General features: G+C 73.8%; 16 protein-coding genes. 8 read left to right on the top strand and 8 right to left on the bottom strand.

Annotated elements, in window-relative coordinates:
- Window positions 1-77 precede the first annotated feature (77 nt).
- The 3 genes from ACZ60W_RS05655 to ACZ60W_RS05645 all read left to right on the top strand — a co-directional run bounded on the left by ACZ60W_RS05655 (window position 78) and on the right by ACZ60W_RS05645 (window position 2,874).
- Window positions 78-1,550, top strand: a complete 1,473-nt coding sequence (locus ACZ60W_RS05655) for a DUF2252 domain-containing protein (protein ID WP_469754079.1) — start codon at window positions 78-80, stop codon at window positions 1,548-1,550.
- A gap of 105 nt (window positions 1,551-1,655) precedes the next feature.
- Window positions 1,656-2,474: a hypothetical protein gene (locus ACZ60W_RS05650; protein ID WP_469754078.1), complete on the top strand. Its 819-nt coding sequence runs from the start codon at window positions 1,656-1,658 to the stop codon at window positions 2,472-2,474.
- A 55-nt stretch (window positions 2,475-2,529) separates the two neighbouring features.
- The gene (locus ACZ60W_RS05645; protein WP_469754077.1) at window positions 2,530-2,874 is read left to right on the top strand and encodes a rhodanese-like domain-containing protein; all 345 of its coding nucleotides are present in this window, start codon (window positions 2,530-2,532) and stop codon (window positions 2,872-2,874) included.
- 82 nt (window positions 2,875-2,956) lie between these two features.
- Here the strand turns inward: ACZ60W_RS05645 and ACZ60W_RS05640 are convergent, their stop codons facing one another.
- From ACZ60W_RS05640 to paaA, 6 genes are all read right to left on the bottom strand, one after another.
- Entirely contained in the window at window positions 2,957-4,090 is a 1,134-nt protein-coding gene (locus ACZ60W_RS05640; RefSeq protein WP_469754076.1) for an acyl-CoA dehydrogenase family protein, read from the bottom strand.
- Between the two features lie 186 nt (window positions 4,091-4,276).
- The gene (locus tag ACZ60W_RS05635) at window positions 4,277-5,365 is read right to left on the bottom strand and encodes a 2Fe-2S iron-sulfur cluster-binding protein (protein ID WP_469754075.1); all 1,089 of its coding nucleotides are present in this window, start codon (window positions 5,363-5,365) and stop codon (window positions 4,277-4,279) included.
- Window positions 5,366-5,863: a 1,2-phenylacetyl-CoA epoxidase subunit PaaD gene (gene paaD / locus ACZ60W_RS05630; protein WP_469754074.1), complete on the bottom strand. Its 498-nt coding sequence runs from the start codon at window positions 5,861-5,863 to the stop codon at window positions 5,366-5,368.
- Window positions 5,857-6,594 carry a 1,2-phenylacetyl-CoA epoxidase subunit PaaC gene (gene paaC, locus ACZ60W_RS05625; protein WP_469754073.1) on the bottom strand — a complete coding sequence of 246 codons (738 nt, stop codon included), beginning with the start codon at window positions 6,592-6,594 and terminating at the stop codon, window positions 5,857-5,859. Before paaC ends, paaD begins: the two co-directional genes overlap by 7 nt.
- The gene (paaB, locus tag ACZ60W_RS05620; RefSeq protein ID WP_366302946.1) at window positions 6,591-6,878 is read right to left on the bottom strand and encodes a 1,2-phenylacetyl-CoA epoxidase subunit PaaB; all 288 of its coding nucleotides are present in this window, start codon (window positions 6,876-6,878) and stop codon (window positions 6,591-6,593) included. The genes paaC and paaB overlap by 4 nt, the downstream gene beginning before the upstream one ends.
- Complete coding sequence (paaA, locus tag ACZ60W_RS05615; RefSeq protein WP_469754072.1) at window positions 6,875-7,891, bottom strand: 1,2-phenylacetyl-CoA epoxidase subunit PaaA; 1,017 nt, start codon at window positions 7,889-7,891, stop codon at window positions 6,875-6,877. The genes paaB and paaA overlap by 4 nt, the downstream gene beginning before the upstream one ends.
- Window positions 7,892-8,003: 112 nt before the next feature.
- Here paaA and ACZ60W_RS05610 point away from each other — a divergent pair, with 112 nt between their 5' ends.
- From ACZ60W_RS05610 to ACZ60W_RS05600, 3 genes are read left to right on the top strand one after another with little or no spacing between them, the layout of a single operon-like run.
- Entirely contained in the window at window positions 8,004-8,768 is a 765-nt protein-coding gene (locus ACZ60W_RS05610) for a DUF5819 family protein (protein WP_469754071.1), read from the top strand.
- A complete protein-coding gene (locus tag ACZ60W_RS05605) occupies window positions 8,765-10,078 on the top strand; it encodes an HTTM domain-containing protein (protein WP_469754070.1) in 1,314 nt (437 codons plus the stop codon). The genes ACZ60W_RS05610 and ACZ60W_RS05605 overlap by 4 nt, the downstream gene beginning before the upstream one ends.
- Window positions 10,075-10,776, top strand: a complete 702-nt coding sequence (locus ACZ60W_RS05600) for a TrmH family RNA methyltransferase (RefSeq protein ID WP_469754069.1) — start codon at window positions 10,075-10,077, stop codon at window positions 10,774-10,776. Before ACZ60W_RS05605 ends, ACZ60W_RS05600 begins: the two co-directional genes overlap by 4 nt.
- Window positions 10,777-10,816: 40 nt before the next feature.
- On the opposite strand, the gene paaN is transcribed toward ACZ60W_RS05600, so the two are convergent.
- Complete coding sequence (paaN, locus tag ACZ60W_RS05595; RefSeq protein WP_469754068.1) at window positions 10,817-12,514, bottom strand: phenylacetic acid degradation protein PaaN; 1,698 nt, start codon at window positions 12,512-12,514, stop codon at window positions 10,817-10,819.
- 124 nt (window positions 12,515-12,638) lie between these two features.
- Between paaN and ACZ60W_RS05590 the strand changes: the two genes are divergently transcribed.
- Entirely contained in the window at window positions 12,639-14,249 is a 1,611-nt protein-coding gene (locus ACZ60W_RS05590) for a 3-hydroxyacyl-CoA dehydrogenase (RefSeq protein WP_469754067.1), read from the top strand.
- Window positions 14,246-14,839 carry a TetR/AcrR family transcriptional regulator gene (locus ACZ60W_RS05585; protein WP_469754066.1) on the top strand — a complete coding sequence of 198 codons (594 nt, stop codon included), beginning with the start codon at window positions 14,246-14,248 and terminating at the stop codon, window positions 14,837-14,839. The genes ACZ60W_RS05590 and ACZ60W_RS05585 overlap by 4 nt, the downstream gene beginning before the upstream one ends.
- 71 nt (window positions 14,840-14,910) lie before the next feature.
- On the opposite strand, the gene ACZ60W_RS05580 is transcribed toward ACZ60W_RS05585, so the two are convergent.
- Entirely contained in the window at window positions 14,911-15,534 is a 624-nt protein-coding gene (locus ACZ60W_RS05580; RefSeq protein WP_469754065.1) for an Lrp/AsnC family transcriptional regulator, read from the bottom strand.
- Window positions 15,535-15,613: the final 79 nt, after the last annotated feature.

Genomic DNA, 15,613 nt, shown 5'->3' with positions numbered 1-15,613 from the left:
GGGAGACGACTGCTCGGGCGCGGCTGTACGGTCAGGGCCGGATGATCTGGGAACACCGCAACGGGGGAGGACGTCCCATGACCGAGAACCGGGCCGTCATGCCGGGACAGCGCGACACGGACGGGGAGCCGGCCGGCCTCCGCGTCCCCCACGTACCGGGGTTCGCGCGCCGCGCGGCCCTCGACAGGGGCGCGGACGGCGCTCCCTCGCCCAAGGCGCGGGGCAAGGCGCTGCGCGAGCGGGTCCCCCGCTCCGCGCACGCCGGGCCCGCGCTCGCCGCCGACCGCCCCGACGCCGTCCGTGCCGTCGAGGAGTCCAACCGCGGCCGCGTGCCCGAGCTCGCGCCGATCCGTGTCGGCAGGATGGCGGCCGGTCCCTTCGCCTTTCTCCGCGGCTCCGCCGGACTGATGGCCCACGATCTCTCCACGACCCCGGTCACCGGCATAGCGGCCCAGCTGTGCGGTGACGCCCACGCCGCCAACTTCGGCCTCTACGGCGATGCCAGGGGCCGGATCGTCATGGACCTCAACGACTTCGACGAGACCGTCGTCGGCCCCTGGGAGTGGGACCTCAAGCGGCTCGCCACCTCGCTCGTGCTCGCCGGCCGGGAGGTCGGCGCCGACGAGGACACCTGCCGGGCCGCCGCCTTCGACACCGCCGGCGCCTACCGCCGCACCATGCGTCTGCTCGCCCGGCTCCCCGCCCACGACGCCTGGAACGCGATCGCCGACGAGGAGCTCGTCTCCCACACCGACGCCCGCGATCTCGTCGGCACCCTGGAGCGGGTCTCCGCCAAGGCCCGCAACAACACCAGCGCCCGCTTCGCCGCCCGTTCGACCGAGGCCGTCACCGACGCCGAGGGCGGCGGCCGCCGGTTCGTCGACGCTCCCCCGGTCCTTCGCAGGGTCCCCGACGCCGAGGCCGCCGCGGTCGCCCTGGCCCTCGGCCCCTACCTGGAGACCGTCTCCGAGGACCGGCTGCCGCTGCTCGCGCGGTACGCCGTCCACGACGTCGCCTTCCGCGTCGTCGGCACCGGCAGCGTCGGCACCCGCTCCTACGTCGTCCTGCTCCTCGACCACCGGGGCGAGCCGCTCGTCCTCCAGGTCAAGGAGGCCCGGCCCTCGGCACTCCTCCCCCACCTCCCGGCCGTCGGCTTCGCCGTCACGGACCCCGGTCACGAGGGACGCCGCGTCGTCCTCGGCCAGAAGCGGATGCAGGTCGTCAGCGACATCCTGCTCGGCTGGACCACCGTCCAGGGGCGGCCCTTCCAGGTGCGTCAGTTCCGCAACCGCAAGGGCAGCGTCGACCCCGCCGCCCTCACCCCCGACCAGCTCGACGACTACGGCCGCATGACCGGCGCCCTCCTCGCCCGGGCCCACGCCCACAGCGCCGACCCGCGCCTCATAGCCGGCTACTGCGGCAAGAACGAGGAGCTGGACACCGCGCTCGCCGACTTCGCCGTCGGCTACGCCGACCGCACCGAGGCCGACCACGCCGACCTCCTCACCGCCATCCGCACCGGCAGGACGGCTGCGGAGACGGGCGTCTGACAGCGGGGCGACGGTGGCCGGGGCGGGCGTCCGGCACCGGCGCACCGGGGAGCCCCCGGAGGACCTAGGCTGGGTGGGTCGAGGCGGAACGAGGACTGGACGGGCGTGGACGTGAGCGTGGACCAGGGTGTGAACGAGGGGCCCGGGGACGAGCGGCCCGAGGCACGCCTGGAGCAGGCCGTGCGGGTGGCCGAGCAGGCGCTGATCGAGTTCGAGATCGCGGTGGAGACCTTCCGGGTCGAGGTGGAGAACTTCTCCCGGCTGCACCACCAGCGGCTCGGCCCGATGTACGCGCGGCTCGACGAGCTCGACGCGCAGATCGCCGAGGCCAAGGCGGCGCGTACCGGTGACCCGGAGGACCTGCGCCGGGCGCAGGAGGCGCGTGCCGCCGTCCTGCCGATGCCGGGCGTGGAGGAGCTGTTCCACGACTGGATCGACTCCGACGGCCTCTCCGCCGAGGCCGCCGCGATGCTCACCGACCGGCCGGTGCAGTCGCCGAAGCGGGTCCGGCCCAGCGAGGAGGCCCGCCGGCTCTACCGCGAGCTGGCGCGCAAGGCCCACCCGGACCTGGCCCGTGAGGAGGACGAGCGCAAGCGGCGCGAGGAGTTCATCACCCGGGTGAACGCGGCCTACGCGCGGGGCGACGAGACGCTGCTGCGTGAGCTCTCCGCCGAGTGGGAGGCCGGTCCGGCCCCCGCCGAGGAGCGGCTCAGCGAGAGCGAGGAGCTGTACGCGCGTCTGGAGTGGCTGGCCGAGCGCAAGGACATGCTGTCGGCGCTGGCGCGGGAGCTGGAGGAGAGCGCGATCGGCGCGATGCTGCGGATGGCGCCGGAGGACCCGGACCGGCTCCTGGAGGAGATCGCCGAGCAGCTGCTCGCGCAGGTCTCCGAGCGGGAGGCCGAGCTGACGGGGCTGGTGGAGTAGGTTTTCCGTGCGCCCGAGTCCGTTCGGGCGGTACTGACGAGAGAAGGCCGTTCCCATGAATTTCTCCCCGCTGCCCTCGGTGGACGCGGCTTCCGTGCCGGCCGATGCCCTGGTGCTGGACGTCCGGGAGAACGACGAGTGGGAGGCGGGCCACGTCGAGGGTGCGCTGCACGTGCCCATGAGCGACTTCGTGGCCCGCTTCGGTGAGGTCACGGAGGCCGTGGCCGACCGTGGCCGCGCGTACGTGATGTGCCGCGTCGGCGGCCGGTCGGCGCAGGTCACCCAGTACCTGGTGCAGCAGGGCTTCGACGCCGTGAACATCGACGGCGGGATGATGGCGTGGGACGGCGCCGGGCGCCCGATGGTGGCGACGGGCGGCAGCCAGGCCTTCGTCCTCTGACGCGTCCCGGACGCGGCCGCGGGGGCGGGACCCCCACGGGTCGGGTCCGCGCGGGAAGCCCCCACGCGGGTCGCGCGGGGCCTCAGCCGAGGGGGTGGACGGCCAGCAGGTCGCCGAGGGCCTCCTCGTGGGCGGCGGCGGGGCCGAGCGAGAGTTCCAGGTGCTTGGCCCAGGCGTGGTAGCGGTGCAGGGGGTAGTCGGTGTCGGCGCCGAAGCCCCCGTGGAGGTGCTGGGCGGTCTGCACGACGCGCCGTACGCCCTCGGACGCCCAGATCTTCGCGACGGCGATGTCCCCCGCGGCGGGGAGCGCCCCGTCCGCGCCGGTGGAGACGCGCCAGGCGGCCTGCCAGAGCGTCGCCTCCATGGCGCGCAGGTCGATGTAGCGGTCGGCGGCCTGGACGGCGACGGCCTGGAAGGTGGCCACCGGGTGGCCGAACTGCTCGCGCTTGCCGGTGTACTGGCTCGTCATGGTGAGCACGGCCTCGCCGAGCCCCAGGGCGAGCGCACAGGTCCCGGTGGTGAGGAGGTTCCGCAGCCCCTCCCAGGCGCCGTCGGCGTCGATGACGTCGGCGTGGTCGAGACGGACGGCGTCGAGCCGCAGTTCGGCGAGGAGTTCGCCGTTCGTGGAGTACTGGTCGGCGAGACCGAGCCCCTCGTGGCCGCGGGGGACCAGGGCGAGCACGGTCCGGCCGTCGGGGGTGTGCGCCGGGACGGCGACGATGTCGGCGCCGTGGGCCCAGGGGACGGCGGTCTGGACGCCGTCGAGGAGCCAGCCCGTGCCGTCGGGGCGTGCGGTGACGGCACGTTCGGCCCCGTCGTGACCGGTCCGTCCGTGCGAGGCGGCGGTGAGGACGAGCTCCCCGCGGCCGACGCGGGGGAGGAGGCCGGCGGCCGTCTCCGGGGCGGCGTACCGCTCGACGGTCAGGGCGACGGCGCTGGTCTCCAGGAGCGGGACCCGGGCGAGGACGCGGGCGGACTCGCGCAGCACGAGGCAGAGCGCGACGGCGTCGAGGCCGGCGCCGCCGTGTCCGGGGGCCAGCACGAGGCCGAGGAGGTCGGCGGCGGCCAGGCGCGCCCAGAGCGGCCGGTCGAGGTCCTCGGCCACCGCGCCCGGGGTGAGGGCCGGGCTCGGCACCGCGTCGGGTGCGACGTCCGCGAAGACCGCCTTGGCCGCCTCGACGGCCGCCTGCTGCTCCTCGGTGAAGGTGAAGTCCACTGCCCTGCCCTCCCGTTGCCGGTCCCGCTGCTGTCCGCACGTTCCTGACGGGTCGTCAAGATAGAACAGGTTCTAGGGGAAGGGAATGGCGGCGCCCGGACTTCGTCGCACCCTCCGGCCGGGGCCGCGGCCGGGTGGCGACGCCAGGCCCGCCGACGGCGCGGGACGCCGTCGACGGGTCCGGTGTCAGCGGTCGAAGTCCAGCTCCACGTCCGGGGTGACGGGGTGGGACTGGCAGGCCAGCACGTAGCCGGCCTCGGTCTCGTCCGGTTCCAGCGCGAAGTTGCGGTCCATCCGGACCTCTCCGCCGACGAGGAAGGCGCGGCAGGTGCCGCATACGCCGCCCTTGCAGGCGTACGGCGCGTCGGCGCGGGCGCGCAGCACCGTGTCGAGGAGCGTCTCGCCCCGGTCGACCGGCCAGGTGCCGGACCGGCCGTGGAGGGTCGCCGTCAGCGTCGCGTGCGCGGGGGCGTCGGCGGCGGCTGCCGGCGCGGGGGCCGAGCCGTCGTCGACGTGGAAGATCTCCTGGTGGATCCGGCCGCGGTCGACCCCGAGGCCGCGCAGGGCCTGCTCGGCGCCCTGGACCAGGCCGAAGGGACCGCACAGGAACCAGCCGTCGATCTCGCCGACCGGCAGCAGCGCCGGCAGCAGTCCGGCCAGCCGCTCGCGGTCGAGGCGGCCCGAGGGGAGTCCCGCCTGCTGCTCCTCCCGGGAGAGGACGGTGACCAGCTGGAAGCGGTCGGGGTAGCGGTCCTTGAGGTCGGCGACCTCGTCGAGGAACATCGTCGACGAGGCGGTCCGGTCGCTGCGGATCAGGCAGAACCGGGCCTCCGGCTCGCGGGCGAGCAGCGTGGCGGCCATCGACAGGACCGGCGTGATGCCGCTGCCGCCGACGACGGCCGCGAAGCGTCCGGGGCGCGGGGCGAGCGTGAAGCGGCCCATCGGCTCCATGACCTCGACGGTGTCGCCGACGGCCAGTTCCTTGAGCGCGTACGTCGAGAACGAGCCGCCGTCGACGAGCCGGATGCCGACGCGCAGGACGGGCGGCTCGCCGGCCGGGGCGGCCGGGGCGCAGATCGAGTACGTCCGGCGGATCTCCTCGCCTTGTTCGCCGGTGCGGCGCAGGGCGAGGTGCTGGCCGGGGAGGTGGCGGTACGCCTCGTGGAGCTCGGGCGGGACCGCGAAGGTGACCGCCACGGAGTCGTCCGTGAGCCGCTCGACGTCGCTCACCCGGAGCGGCTGGAACCCGGCCCGCCCGGAGCCCGAGGACACCATCTACAACTCCTTGAAGTGGTCGAACGGTTCACGGCAGGCGGTGCAGCGGCGCAGCGCCTTGCACGCCGTGGAGGAGAACCGGCTGAGCAGCTCGGTCTCGGTGGAGCCGCAGTGGGGGCAGCGGATGGCGAGGGTCAGCGGCACGGGGCCGCCCGCGGGGCCCTGGGGGCGGGGCGGTGCGATGCCGAACTCGGCGAGCTTGCGCCGCCCTTCCTCGCTGATGTCGTCGGTGGACCACGCCGGGGCGAGGACGGTGACGACGGAGACCTCCGCCACGCCGTGCTCGTGCAGCGCGTGCTCGATGTCCGAGGCCATGGCCTCGATCGCGGGGCAGCCCGTGTACGTCGGGGTCAGGGAGACCTCGACGCGGCCGGGGCCGGTGACCTGGACGCCCCGCATGACGCCGAGCTCCTCCAGGGTGAGGACGGGCAGCTCCGGGTCGGGAACGGCGCCGGCGACCCGGCTCAGCTCCTCCTCCAGGGCCGTCATGGTCACCACGTCGCCCCCGGGTGGCTGCGGTGCAGGTGCTGCATCTCGGCGAGCATCCGGCCGAAGGACTCGGTGTGCAGTCCCTGGCGGCCGGCTCCGGCGGCCCAGGCCCCGGTGCGCGGTCCGGAGGGGACGGTCAGCGTGGCCCGGCCGAGGATCTCGGTGACCGACGCCAGCCAGGCGCTCTCCAGGGCCGTGTGGTCGACGGCGACGCCGTCGACGGCCCGGAAGAGCTCGCCGGTGTACCGCCAGAGGGCGTCGCAGGCCCGCTGCATCCGCTCGTGGCTCTCGGCGGTGCCGTCGCCCAGGCGCAGGGTCCACTGCTCCCCGTGGTCCCGGTGGTAGGCGACCTCCTTGACGGCCTTCGCGGCGAGGCCGGCGAAGGGACCGTCTCCGGTGGCCAGCGCGCCGTACATCAGGTGCTGGTAGGTGGAGAAGAACAGCTGCCGGGCGATGGTGTGGGCGAAGTCGCCGTTGGGCTGCTCGACCAGCTGGACGTTGCGGAAGGCCCGCTCCTCGCGGAGGTAGGCCAGTTCGTCCTCGTCGCCGGCGAGGGAGAGCAGGACGCGGGCCTGGCCGAGGAGGTCGAGGGCGATGTTGGCCAGGGCGACCTCCTCCTCCAGGACGGGGGCGGAGCCGGCCCACTCCCCCAGCCGGTGGGAGAGGACGAGGGCGTCGTCGCCGAGGGCGAGGGCGGCGCCGGTGAACGCGGCGGCCTCCGCGGCGGTCGGGGTGCTCACAGGTGCTTCACCCCCTCCGGGATCTCGTAGAACGTCGGGTGGCGGTAGGGCTTGTCCGCGGCCGGCTCGAAGAAGGGGTCCTTCTCGTCCGGCGAGGAGGCGGTGACGGCCGCGGAGGGGACGACCCAGATGGACACGCCTTCGCTGCGGCGGGTGTACAGGTCGCGGGCGTTGCGCAGGGCCATCTCCGCGTCGGGCGCGTGGAGACTGCCCGCGTGGGTGTGGGACAGTCCGCGGCGGGAGCGCACGAACACCTCCCACAGCGGCCAACCGTCGCTCGTCATGCCTGTGCCTCTCCGTGCGTGCCGGTGTGCTTCTCCGCGTAGGCCGCGGCTGCTTCCCTGACCCAGGCGCCGTCCTCGTGGGCCTGGCGCCGCCTGCTCAGCCGCTGGTCGTTGCAGGGGCCGTTCCCCTTGAGGACGTCCCAGAACTCGGTCCAGTCGATCGGGCCGAAGTCGTAGTGCCCGCGCTCCTCGTTCCACCGGAGGTCGGGGTCGGGGAGGGTCAGCCCGAGCGCCTCGGCCTGCGGGACCGCGATGTCGACGAAGCGCTGGCGCAGTTCGTCGTTGGTGTGGCGCTTGATCTTCCAGGCCATCGCCTGCGCGGTGTGGGTGGACTCGTCGTCCGGGGGGCCGAACATCATCAGGGAGGGCCACCACCAGCGGTCCACCGCGTCCTGCGCCATGGCGTGCTGGGCCTCGGTGCCGTTCGACAGGGCGAGGAGGGCCTCGTACCCCTGGCGCTGGTGGAAGGACTCCTCCTTGCAGACGCGGACCATCGCGCGGGCGTACGGCCCGTAGGAGCAGCGGCAGAGGGGCACCTGGTTGGTGATCGCGGCGCCGTCCACCAGCCAACCGATGGCGCCGACGTCGGCCCAGGTCAGCGTGGGGTAGTTGAAGATCGACGAGTACTTCTGGCGGCCCGAGTGGAGCTTGTCGAGCAGCTCGTCGCGGCTGGTGCCGAGGGTCTCCGCCGCGCTGTACAGGTACAGGCCGTGGCCGGCCTCGTCCTGCACCTTGGCCATGAGGATCGCCTTGCGGCGCAGCGAGGGCGCGCGGGTGATCCAGTTCGCCTCCGGCTGCATGCCGATGATCTCGGAGTGGGCGTGCTGCGCGATCTGCCGGACGAGCGAGGCGCGGTACGCCTCGGGCATCCAGTCGCGCGGCTCGATCCGCTCGTCGGCGGCGACAGCGGCGTCGAACACGGCCTCGTAGGCGGCCTGATCCGGTGCCGTGGCCGTGTCCGAGCCGCCGGGCGCGCCCGTGGTCTCTGCCGTCCCTGCCGTCACTGCGGTCATCGGACTCCCTACCGACCGATCGTTCGGTTGAATGACTTCAATGGTGAGTCGGCGGCCCGTATGGTGTCAACCCTGTGGATGACCGAGGTGGGCCGATGGGGGTCGGGGCGGGATGGACGCGCACGTGGAAGAGGACGCGGTCGGGGTGACCGACGACCGGCTCCGGACCGGGGAGACGCCCCCCGCCGAGGCCGCCGGGACGCCCACCGGCACCGGGATCATGGCCCTCTCGCTGCCCTACCAGGTCGTGGCCGCCGTGGCGCTCGCCGTCGTCGGGGTCTTCGCCTGCGTCCACCTGGCGATGGTCTTCCTCCACGTGGCCCCGTCCAACACGCTGACGAAGCGGCACGGCCAGGCCGTGGACGAGTGGATCTACCCGGAGTTCGAGCAGAACTGGAAGCTGTTCGCGCCCAACCCGCTCCAGCAGAACCTCTCCGTGGAGATGCGCGCCGAGATCGCCGGAACCGGCGGCGAGCTGCGCACCACCGACTGGATCGACCTGACCGCCCAGGACACCGCGGCGATCCGGTACAACCCGATGCCCAGCCACGCGCAGCAGAACGAGCTCCGCCGGGCCGTGGACTTCTACCGGAACTCGCACGGCGACGACAACCGTCCCAACGGAGTGCGCGGCCGCCTCTCGGAGCAGTACATGCGCCGGATCGCGCTGCTCCGGCTGGACGCCGACCCGTCCCTGCACGGCTTCGACGTGCGGCGCGTCCAGCTGCGGACCGTCACCCGCCCCGTGGCCGCCCCCGGCTGGAGCACCGAGAAGAACGACGCCACCCCCTCCCACCGCGACCTGCCGTGGTGGAAGGTGACCGACGCCGACCGGCCCGCCGGAGCCGACCGAAGCCGCACGGAGGCGGGACGATGAGCGAGCCGACGACCGACGAGGCGAACGGACCGGCCGGAGTCCCGGCCGGCACCCCGGCGCCCCCGGCCGCCGGCCGGCCGGCCGCCCCCCGCGCGCGGGGCGCCGAACCCTTCGACCGGCGCCTCGCCCGCGCCGTCCAGACCGTCACCGGCCGCTCCCTCGGCCCCTACCAGTCCGCGATCGTGCGGATCGGCTTCTCGCTGACCTGGCTGCTCTTCCTGCTGCGCGAGCTGCCGCACCGCCACGAGCTGTACGGGCCCGACGGCCCCTGGTCCTGGGAGATGGCCCGCCGGCTGCTGTCCGGCAACCACGCCTTCACCGTCCTCATGTGGTCCGACGACCGGCTCTGGTTCGAGCTGGTCTACGGACTCGCCACGCTCTCCGCCCTGCTGCTCCTGGTGGGCTGGCGCACCCGGGCCGTGTCGGTCGTCTTCATGGTCGGCGTGCTGTCGCTGCAGAACCGCTCCGTCTTCGTGGGCGACGGCGGCGACAACGTCCTGCACCTCATGGCGATCTACCTCGTCTTCACCCGGTGCAGCCAGGTCTGGTCCCTCGACGCCCGCCGGGCGGCCCGCGAGGCCCGCGCCGTCCGGGCCGGGGAGCCGACGCCCCGCGACCTCGTCGGCCCGCTCCTGTGGACGGTCCTCGGCGGCTTCCTGCTCGCCGCCACCTGGTTCGCCGACGTCACCGGCGAAGGGTGGATGCTCGTCCTGCTCTGGGTGCTATGGCTCGGGAACGCGCTGTGGTGGGTGGTCTGCCGGAACGCGCCCGGGGAGCCGCGCACCCTGCTCGACGCCCTCGCCCACCTCGCGCACAACGCCGTCCTCGTCGTGATCATGGCCGAGGTCTGCCTGATCTACGCGACCGCGGGCTGGTACAAGATCCAGGGCTCGCGCTGGCAGGACGGCACCGCGCTGTTCTACCCGCTCAACCTCGACTACTTCACGCCCTGGCCGGCCCTCTCCGAGCTGCTCGGCAGCAGCGGCGTCATGGTCATGCTGCTGTCGTACGGCACCGTGATCGTCCAGGTCGCCTTCCCCTTCACCCTCTTCAACCGCAGGGTGAAGAACGTCCTGCTGGTCGCGATGATGCTGGAGCACGCCGGCATCGCCGTGCTCCTGGGACTGCCGATCTTCTCGCTCGCGATGATCTCCGCCGACGCCGTGTTCCTGCCGACCGCCTTCCTGGTCGCGCTCGGGGCCCGGGCCGCGCGGGGCAGGGACCGGCTGCTGAAGCGGACCCCCGCGGACCCCCTGCCCGAGCAGCGCCGTACCGGTGAGGAACGCGGTCCCCGTACCCTCGTCGGGTGAGCACCACCGAACAGAAGCCCGGAACCGGGCCGGCCGCGGCCGGGCCCGACGGGTCCGCGGAGCCGGTCCAGTACGACGAGGGGTTCGCCCCCGAGATCGGTGTCGGGCCGCACCCGCGGCCGTGGCCCGAGGGCGAGCGGTACGACCCCGAGCTGCTCGCCGACGGCGACCGGCGCAACGTCGTGGACCGCTACCGGTACTGGACGCGGGAGGCGGTCGTCGCCGACCTGGACACCCGGCGGCACGACTTCCACGTGGCCGTGGAGAACTGGGGCCACGACTTCAACATCGGGTCGGTGGTGCGGACCGCGAACGCCTTCCTGGCCAAGGAGGTCCACATCGTGGGCCGGCGGCGCTGGAACCGGCGGGGCGCCATGGTCACCGACCGCTACCAGCACGTCCGGCACCACGAGGACACCGCCTCGCTGACCTCCTGGGCGGCGGCCGAGGGCCTGCCCGTCATCGGGATCGACAACCTGCCGGGCGCGGTGCCGCTGGAGCGGACCGTGCTGCCGCGCCGCTGCGTGCTGCTCTTCGGGCAGGAGGGGCCCGGGCTCACCGAGGAGGCCCGCGCCCACGTGGAGATGGTCTGCTCGATCGCCCAGTTCGGCTCGACCCGGTCGATCAACGCGGGGGCCGCCGCCGCCATCGCCATGCACGCGTGGGTGCAGCGGTACGCGGAGATCGAGACCCCCTGAGGGCGGTGCGGGGACCCACGAGCCCCCGCACCCCCGTCGGTCACGCCTGGCGGCGGACCTCCACCACCCGGAATCGGTTTGCGACGAAGGCGCCGTCGCACAGCGCCGCGTTCGCCGCCGGGTTGCCGCCGGAGCCGTGGAAGTCGGAGAACGCGGCCGTCTGGTTCACGTACACCCCGCCCGTGAGGTTCAGCGAGAGCTGGGCCGACTCCTCCAGGCAGACCTCTTCCACCGCGCGCTCGGTGTCCGCCGAGGTCGTGTAGGCCCCGACCGTCATCGCGCCCTTCTCACGGACCGTGCGCCGCAGGAGCTCCAGGGCGTCGGCGGTGGAGTCCACCGAGACGGCGAAGGAGACCGGACCGAAGCACTCCGAGAAGTACGCCGCCTCCGCGTCCGGCTTGGAGCCGTCCAGCTTGACGATCACCGGCGTGCGGACCACCGCGTCCGGGTACTCCGGGTTGACCACCTCGCGGGAGGCGAGGGCGACCTCGCCCAGACCGGCGGCGGCCTCCAGGCGGGCCTTCACGTCCGGGTTGACCAGGGCGCCCAGCAGGCCGTTCGCCCGGGCGTCGTCGCCCAGCAGACCGCCGACCGCCGCGGCGAGGTCGGCGACGACCTCGTCGTACGTCCGGGGGCCCTGGTCGGTGGTGATGCCGTCACGGGGGATCAGCAGGTTCTGCGGGGTGGTGCACATCTGGCCGCTGTACAGCGACAGCGAGAACGCCAGGTTGGACAGCATCCCCTTGTAGTCGTCCGTGGAGTCGACCACGACCGTGTTGACGCCGGCCTTCTCGGTGTAGACCTGGGCCTGGCGGGCGTGGGACTCCAGCCAGTCGCCGAACTCGGTGGAGCCGGTGTAGTCGATGATCCGGATCTCCGGGCGCACGGCCAGCGTCTTCGCGATGCCCTCGCCCGGACGCTCGACGGCCAGCGCCACCAGGTTCGGGTCGAAGCCGGCCTCGGCGAGCACCTCGCGGGCGACGCGGACGGTCAGCGCGAGCGGCAGCACCGCGCGCGGGTGCGGCTTGACCAGGACCGGGTTGCCGGTGGCCAGCGAGGCGAACAGGCCCGGGTAGCCGTTCCACGTGGGGAAGGTGTTGCAGCCGATCATCAGGGCCACGCCGCGGCCGACCGGGGTGAACTCCTTGCTCAGCTCCAGCGGGTCCCGCTTGCCCTGCGGCTTGGACCAGCCGGCCCGGCCCGCGGGGGTGCGGGTCTGCTCCGCGTACGCGTACGCCACGGCCTCCAGGCCGCGGTCCTGGGCGTGCGGGCCGCCGGCCTGGAACGCCATCATGAACGCCTGGCCGCTGGTGTGCATGACCGCGTGGGCGAACTCGTGGGTGCGGGCGGAGATCCGGGCGAGGATCTCCAGGCAGACCAGGGCACGGGTCTCGGCCCCGGCGTCGCGCCAGGAGCCCATGGCCGCGCGCATCGCGGGGAGCAGGACGTCGATGTCGGCGTGCGGGTACTCGATGCCGAGCGCCGGGCCGTACGGCGAGGTCTCGGCGCCGGTCCAGCCGTCGGTGCCGGGCTGGTCGAGCTCGAAACGGGTGCCGAGCACGGCCTGGTGGGCGGCGAGGCCGGCCGCCGCGTCGAGCGAGCCGTCCGCGCCGTACGCCTTCGGGTGCTCCGGGTGCGGAGACCAGTAGGCGCGGGTGCGGATGGTGTCGAGCGCCTGGTCGAGCGTGGACCGGTGCTTCTCGGCCAGACGGTCGGTGGTCAGCTGAGCGATGGCCATGGATGGACCAACTCCTCGTCGAGCTGGGCAGGGAGACGCGTACGGAGTTAGAGTAACCGAACGATCGGTCGGGACAAGGGGGTCCGTCGATCCTGTGGAGAACCCATCGGGGAGGATCACTCCCATGAGCGCCACCGTGACCGTCAGGGGGAGCGACGACGTGACCGCCAGCGAGACCGCCGCAGGAGGAGCCCCGGAGACCGCGGGGGCCGTGGGGACCACGGGCGCCGTGGGACCGGACCGGACCGTCGCCGTCGTCGGCACGGGGACCATGGGCCAGGGCATCGCCCAGGTCGCCCTGGTCGCCGGCCACCCCGTGCGGCTCTACGACAGCGTCCCCGGCCGGGCCGCGGAGGCCGTGGCGGCCCTCACCGCCCGCCTGGACCGGCTCGTCGAGAAGGGCCGGATGGACGCCGACGCGCGCGAGGCGGCCGTCGGACGGCTCCACGCGGCCGCGGACCCGTCGGAGCTCGCGGACGCGGCCCTCGTCGTCGAGGCCATCGTCGAGCACCTCCCCGTCAAGCAGCGGCTCTTCGCCGACCTGGAGAAGGTCGTCGCCGACGACGCCGTCCTCGCGACCAACACCTCCTCCCTCTCCGTGACCGCCATCGCCGGCGCGCTCCGGCTGCCCGGCCGGTTCGTCGGACTGCACTTCTTCAACCCGGCGCCCCTGCTGCCGCTCGTCGAGGTCGTCAGCGGCTTCGCCACCGACCCGGCCGTCGCCACGCACGCGTACGAGACGATGAAGCGCTGGGGCAAGACCCCCGTGCGCTGCGCGGACACCCCCGGATTCATCGTGAACCGGGTCGCCCGCCCCTTCTACGCCGAGGCCCTGCGGGTCCACGAGGAGGGCGCCGCGGACCCGGCCACCATCGACGCGGCCCTGCGCGAGTGCGGCGGCTTCCGGATGGGCCCCTTCGAGCTGACCGACCTCATCGGCCAGGACGTGAACGAGGCCGTCACCCGCTCCGTCTGGGAGTCCTTCCACCAGGACCCCAAGTTCACCCCCTCGCTCGCGCAGCGCCGTCTCGTCGAGTCGGGCCGGCTGGGCCGCAAGTCCGGCCACGGCTGGTACTCCTACGCGGACGGCGCCGAGCGGCCCGCGCCGCACACCGCGCCGCCGGCGTCCGCCCCCGCCCGGATCGACGTCCGCGGCGACCTGGGGCCCGCCGAGCCCCTCGTGGCCCTCTTCGAGGAGGCCGGCGTCGCGGTCCGGCGCGAGCGAGGCGAGGGCCACGTCGTCCTGCCGGGCGGCGGCGTCCTGATGCTCGCGGGCGGCGAGAGCTCCTTCGAGTCCCACCCCCGCGAGGTCGTCCACTTCGACCTCGCCCTCGACTACGCGCGCGCGACCCGCATGGTGCTCTCCACCGGGCGGCGTACCGCGCCCGGGACCCTCGCCGAGGCCGTGGGCCTCTTCCAGGCGCTGGGCAAGCAGGTCTCCGTGATCGGGGACGTGCCCGGCATGATCGTGGCCCGCACGGTCGCCCTCCTCGCCGACCTGGCGGCCGACGCCGTCGACCGGGGCGTCGCGACCGCCGAGGACGTGGACACGGCGATGCGACTCGGGGTGAACTATCCGGCGGGTCCCCTGGAGTGGATGGGGAAGGTGGGCCCGCGGCGGGTCTGTGACCTGCTCAGGGCGCTGCACGAGCGCTATCCGACGGGCCGGTACGGGCCGAGCCAGGCCGTCGCCCGCCGGTCCGCGGAGGCCCCCGACGAGGAGGACTCCCGATGACCACGCCCAAGCGCGACACCTACACGCCCGAGACGCTGCTCTCGGTCGCCGTGCGGGTCTTCAACGAGCGCGGTTACGACGGCACGTCCATGGAGCACCTGTCCAAGGCGGCGGGGATCTCCAAGTCGTCGATCTACCACCACGTGGCCGGCAAGGAGGAGCTGCTGCGCCGGGCGGTGAGCCGCGCGCTGGACGGCCTCTTCGCGGTCCTCGACGAGCCCGGCGCCGGGCGCGGCCGGGCCGTCGAGCGGGTCGAGTACGTCACGCGCAGGACCGTCGAGGTGCTGATCGCGGAGCTGCCGTACGTGACGCTGCTGCTGCGGGTGCGCGGCAACACCGCGACCGAGCGGTGGGCGATGGAGCGGCGGCGGGAGTTCGACCACCGGGTGGCCGACCTGCTGAAGGCCGCGTCCGCCGAGGGCGACCTGCGGGCCGACGTGGACATACGGCTCGCCACCCGGCTCCTCTTCGGCATGATCAACTCGCTCGTCGAGTGGTACCGGCCGCACCCGGACGCCGTCACGGAGGGCGAGCAGCTCGCCGAGACCGTGGTGCACCTGGCCTTCGACGGGCTGCGGACGGCCCGCTGAGGGACCCGGGGCGTTCGTCCTCGTCCCGCTCCGCGCCCCCGCCCCTCCCCTCCCCTCCCCCCCGCGGCCGCTCAGGCGCGGGGGTCGGCGTCGAGGTCCGTCTCCTCGAAGACCAGCAGGGTGCGGGTCGAGAGCACCTCGGGGATCGACTGCAGCCGGGTGAGCACCAGCTCGCGCAGGGTCCTGTTGTCGGGGGTGTGGACGAGCAGCAGGACGTCGAAGTCGCCGCTGACCAGCGCGATGTGGGCGGCGCCCGGCAGGGCCCTGAGCTGCTCCCGGACCGTGCGCCAGGAGTTCTGGACGATCTTGAGCGTGATGTAGGCGGAGGCGCCGTGGCCCGCCCGCTCGTGGTTGACCCGCGCGCTGAACCCGCGGATCACCCCGTCGTCGATGAGCCGGTTGATCCGCGCGTACGCGTTGGCCCGGGAGACGTGCACCCGCTCGGCCACGGAGCGCACCGAGGCGCGGCCATCCGTCTGGAGCAACCGCAGGATGTCGCGGTCGATCGCGTCGAGCGGGCGGGCCGGCAGGACGCCCGTGGGCACGCCGACGGGCGCGCTGAGGGCCTCGCCGGGCACCTCGCCCTCGGTGTCGAGCGGCCCGCCGCGCGCGGCGTCGAGCGCCCCGCCGGGCGTGTCGCCCGTCGCGTCGCCCGGAACCCCGTTCCGGTCGACGGCCATTTGTTCATCCGCCATGTCCCCCCGCCTCTCTCCGGTGGACGACCTGCTCCTATCCCAGGCTGTGGAGAACCGTTTGTCCACAGGCTGGAGGTGC

The sequence above is a fragment of the Streptomyces sp. NPDC104202 genome, from assembly GCF_055584185.1.
Note: the sequence above shows the minus strand (reverse complement) of the source record. Positions and strands in the feature narration are given on the sequence as shown.

Excerpts from the sequence above, each read along its gene's own strand:
- ACZ60W_RS05655 (WP_469754079.1), top strand. The coding sequence starts at position 78 with ATGACCGAGAACCGGGCCGTCATGCCGGGACAGCGCGACACGGACGGG.
- ACZ60W_RS05645 (WP_469754077.1), top strand. The coding sequence starts at position 2,530 with ATGAATTTCTCCCCGCTGCCCTCGGTGGACGCGGCTTCCGTGCCGGCC.
- ACZ60W_RS05635 (WP_469754075.1), bottom strand. The coding sequence starts at position 5,365 with ATGGTGTCCTCGGGCTCCGGGCGGGCCGGGTTCCAGCCGCTCCGGGTG.
- paaB (WP_366302946.1), bottom strand. The coding sequence starts at position 6,878 with ATGACGAGCGACGGTTGGCCGCTGTGGGAGGTGTTCGTGCGCTCCCGC.
- paaA (WP_469754072.1), bottom strand. The coding sequence starts at position 7,891 with ATGACCGCAGTGACGGCAGGGACGGCAGAGACCACGGGCGCGCCCGGC.
- ACZ60W_RS05610 (WP_469754071.1), top strand. The coding sequence starts at position 8,004 with ATGGACGCGCACGTGGAAGAGGACGCGGTCGGGGTGACCGACGACCGG.
- ACZ60W_RS05605 (WP_469754070.1), top strand. The coding sequence starts at position 8,765 with ATGAGCGAGCCGACGACCGACGAGGCGAACGGACCGGCCGGAGTCCCG.
- paaN (WP_469754068.1), bottom strand. The coding sequence starts at position 12,514 with ATGGCCATCGCTCAGCTGACCACCGACCGTCTGGCCGAGAAGCACCGG.
- ACZ60W_RS05590 (WP_469754067.1), top strand. The coding sequence starts at position 12,639 with ATGAGCGCCACCGTGACCGTCAGGGGGAGCGACGACGTGACCGCCAGC.
- ACZ60W_RS05585 (WP_469754066.1), top strand. The coding sequence starts at position 14,246 with ATGACCACGCCCAAGCGCGACACCTACACGCCCGAGACGCTGCTCTCG.
- ACZ60W_RS05580 (WP_469754065.1), bottom strand. The coding sequence starts at position 15,534 with ATGGCGGATGAACAAATGGCCGTCGACCGGAACGGGGTTCCGGGCGAC.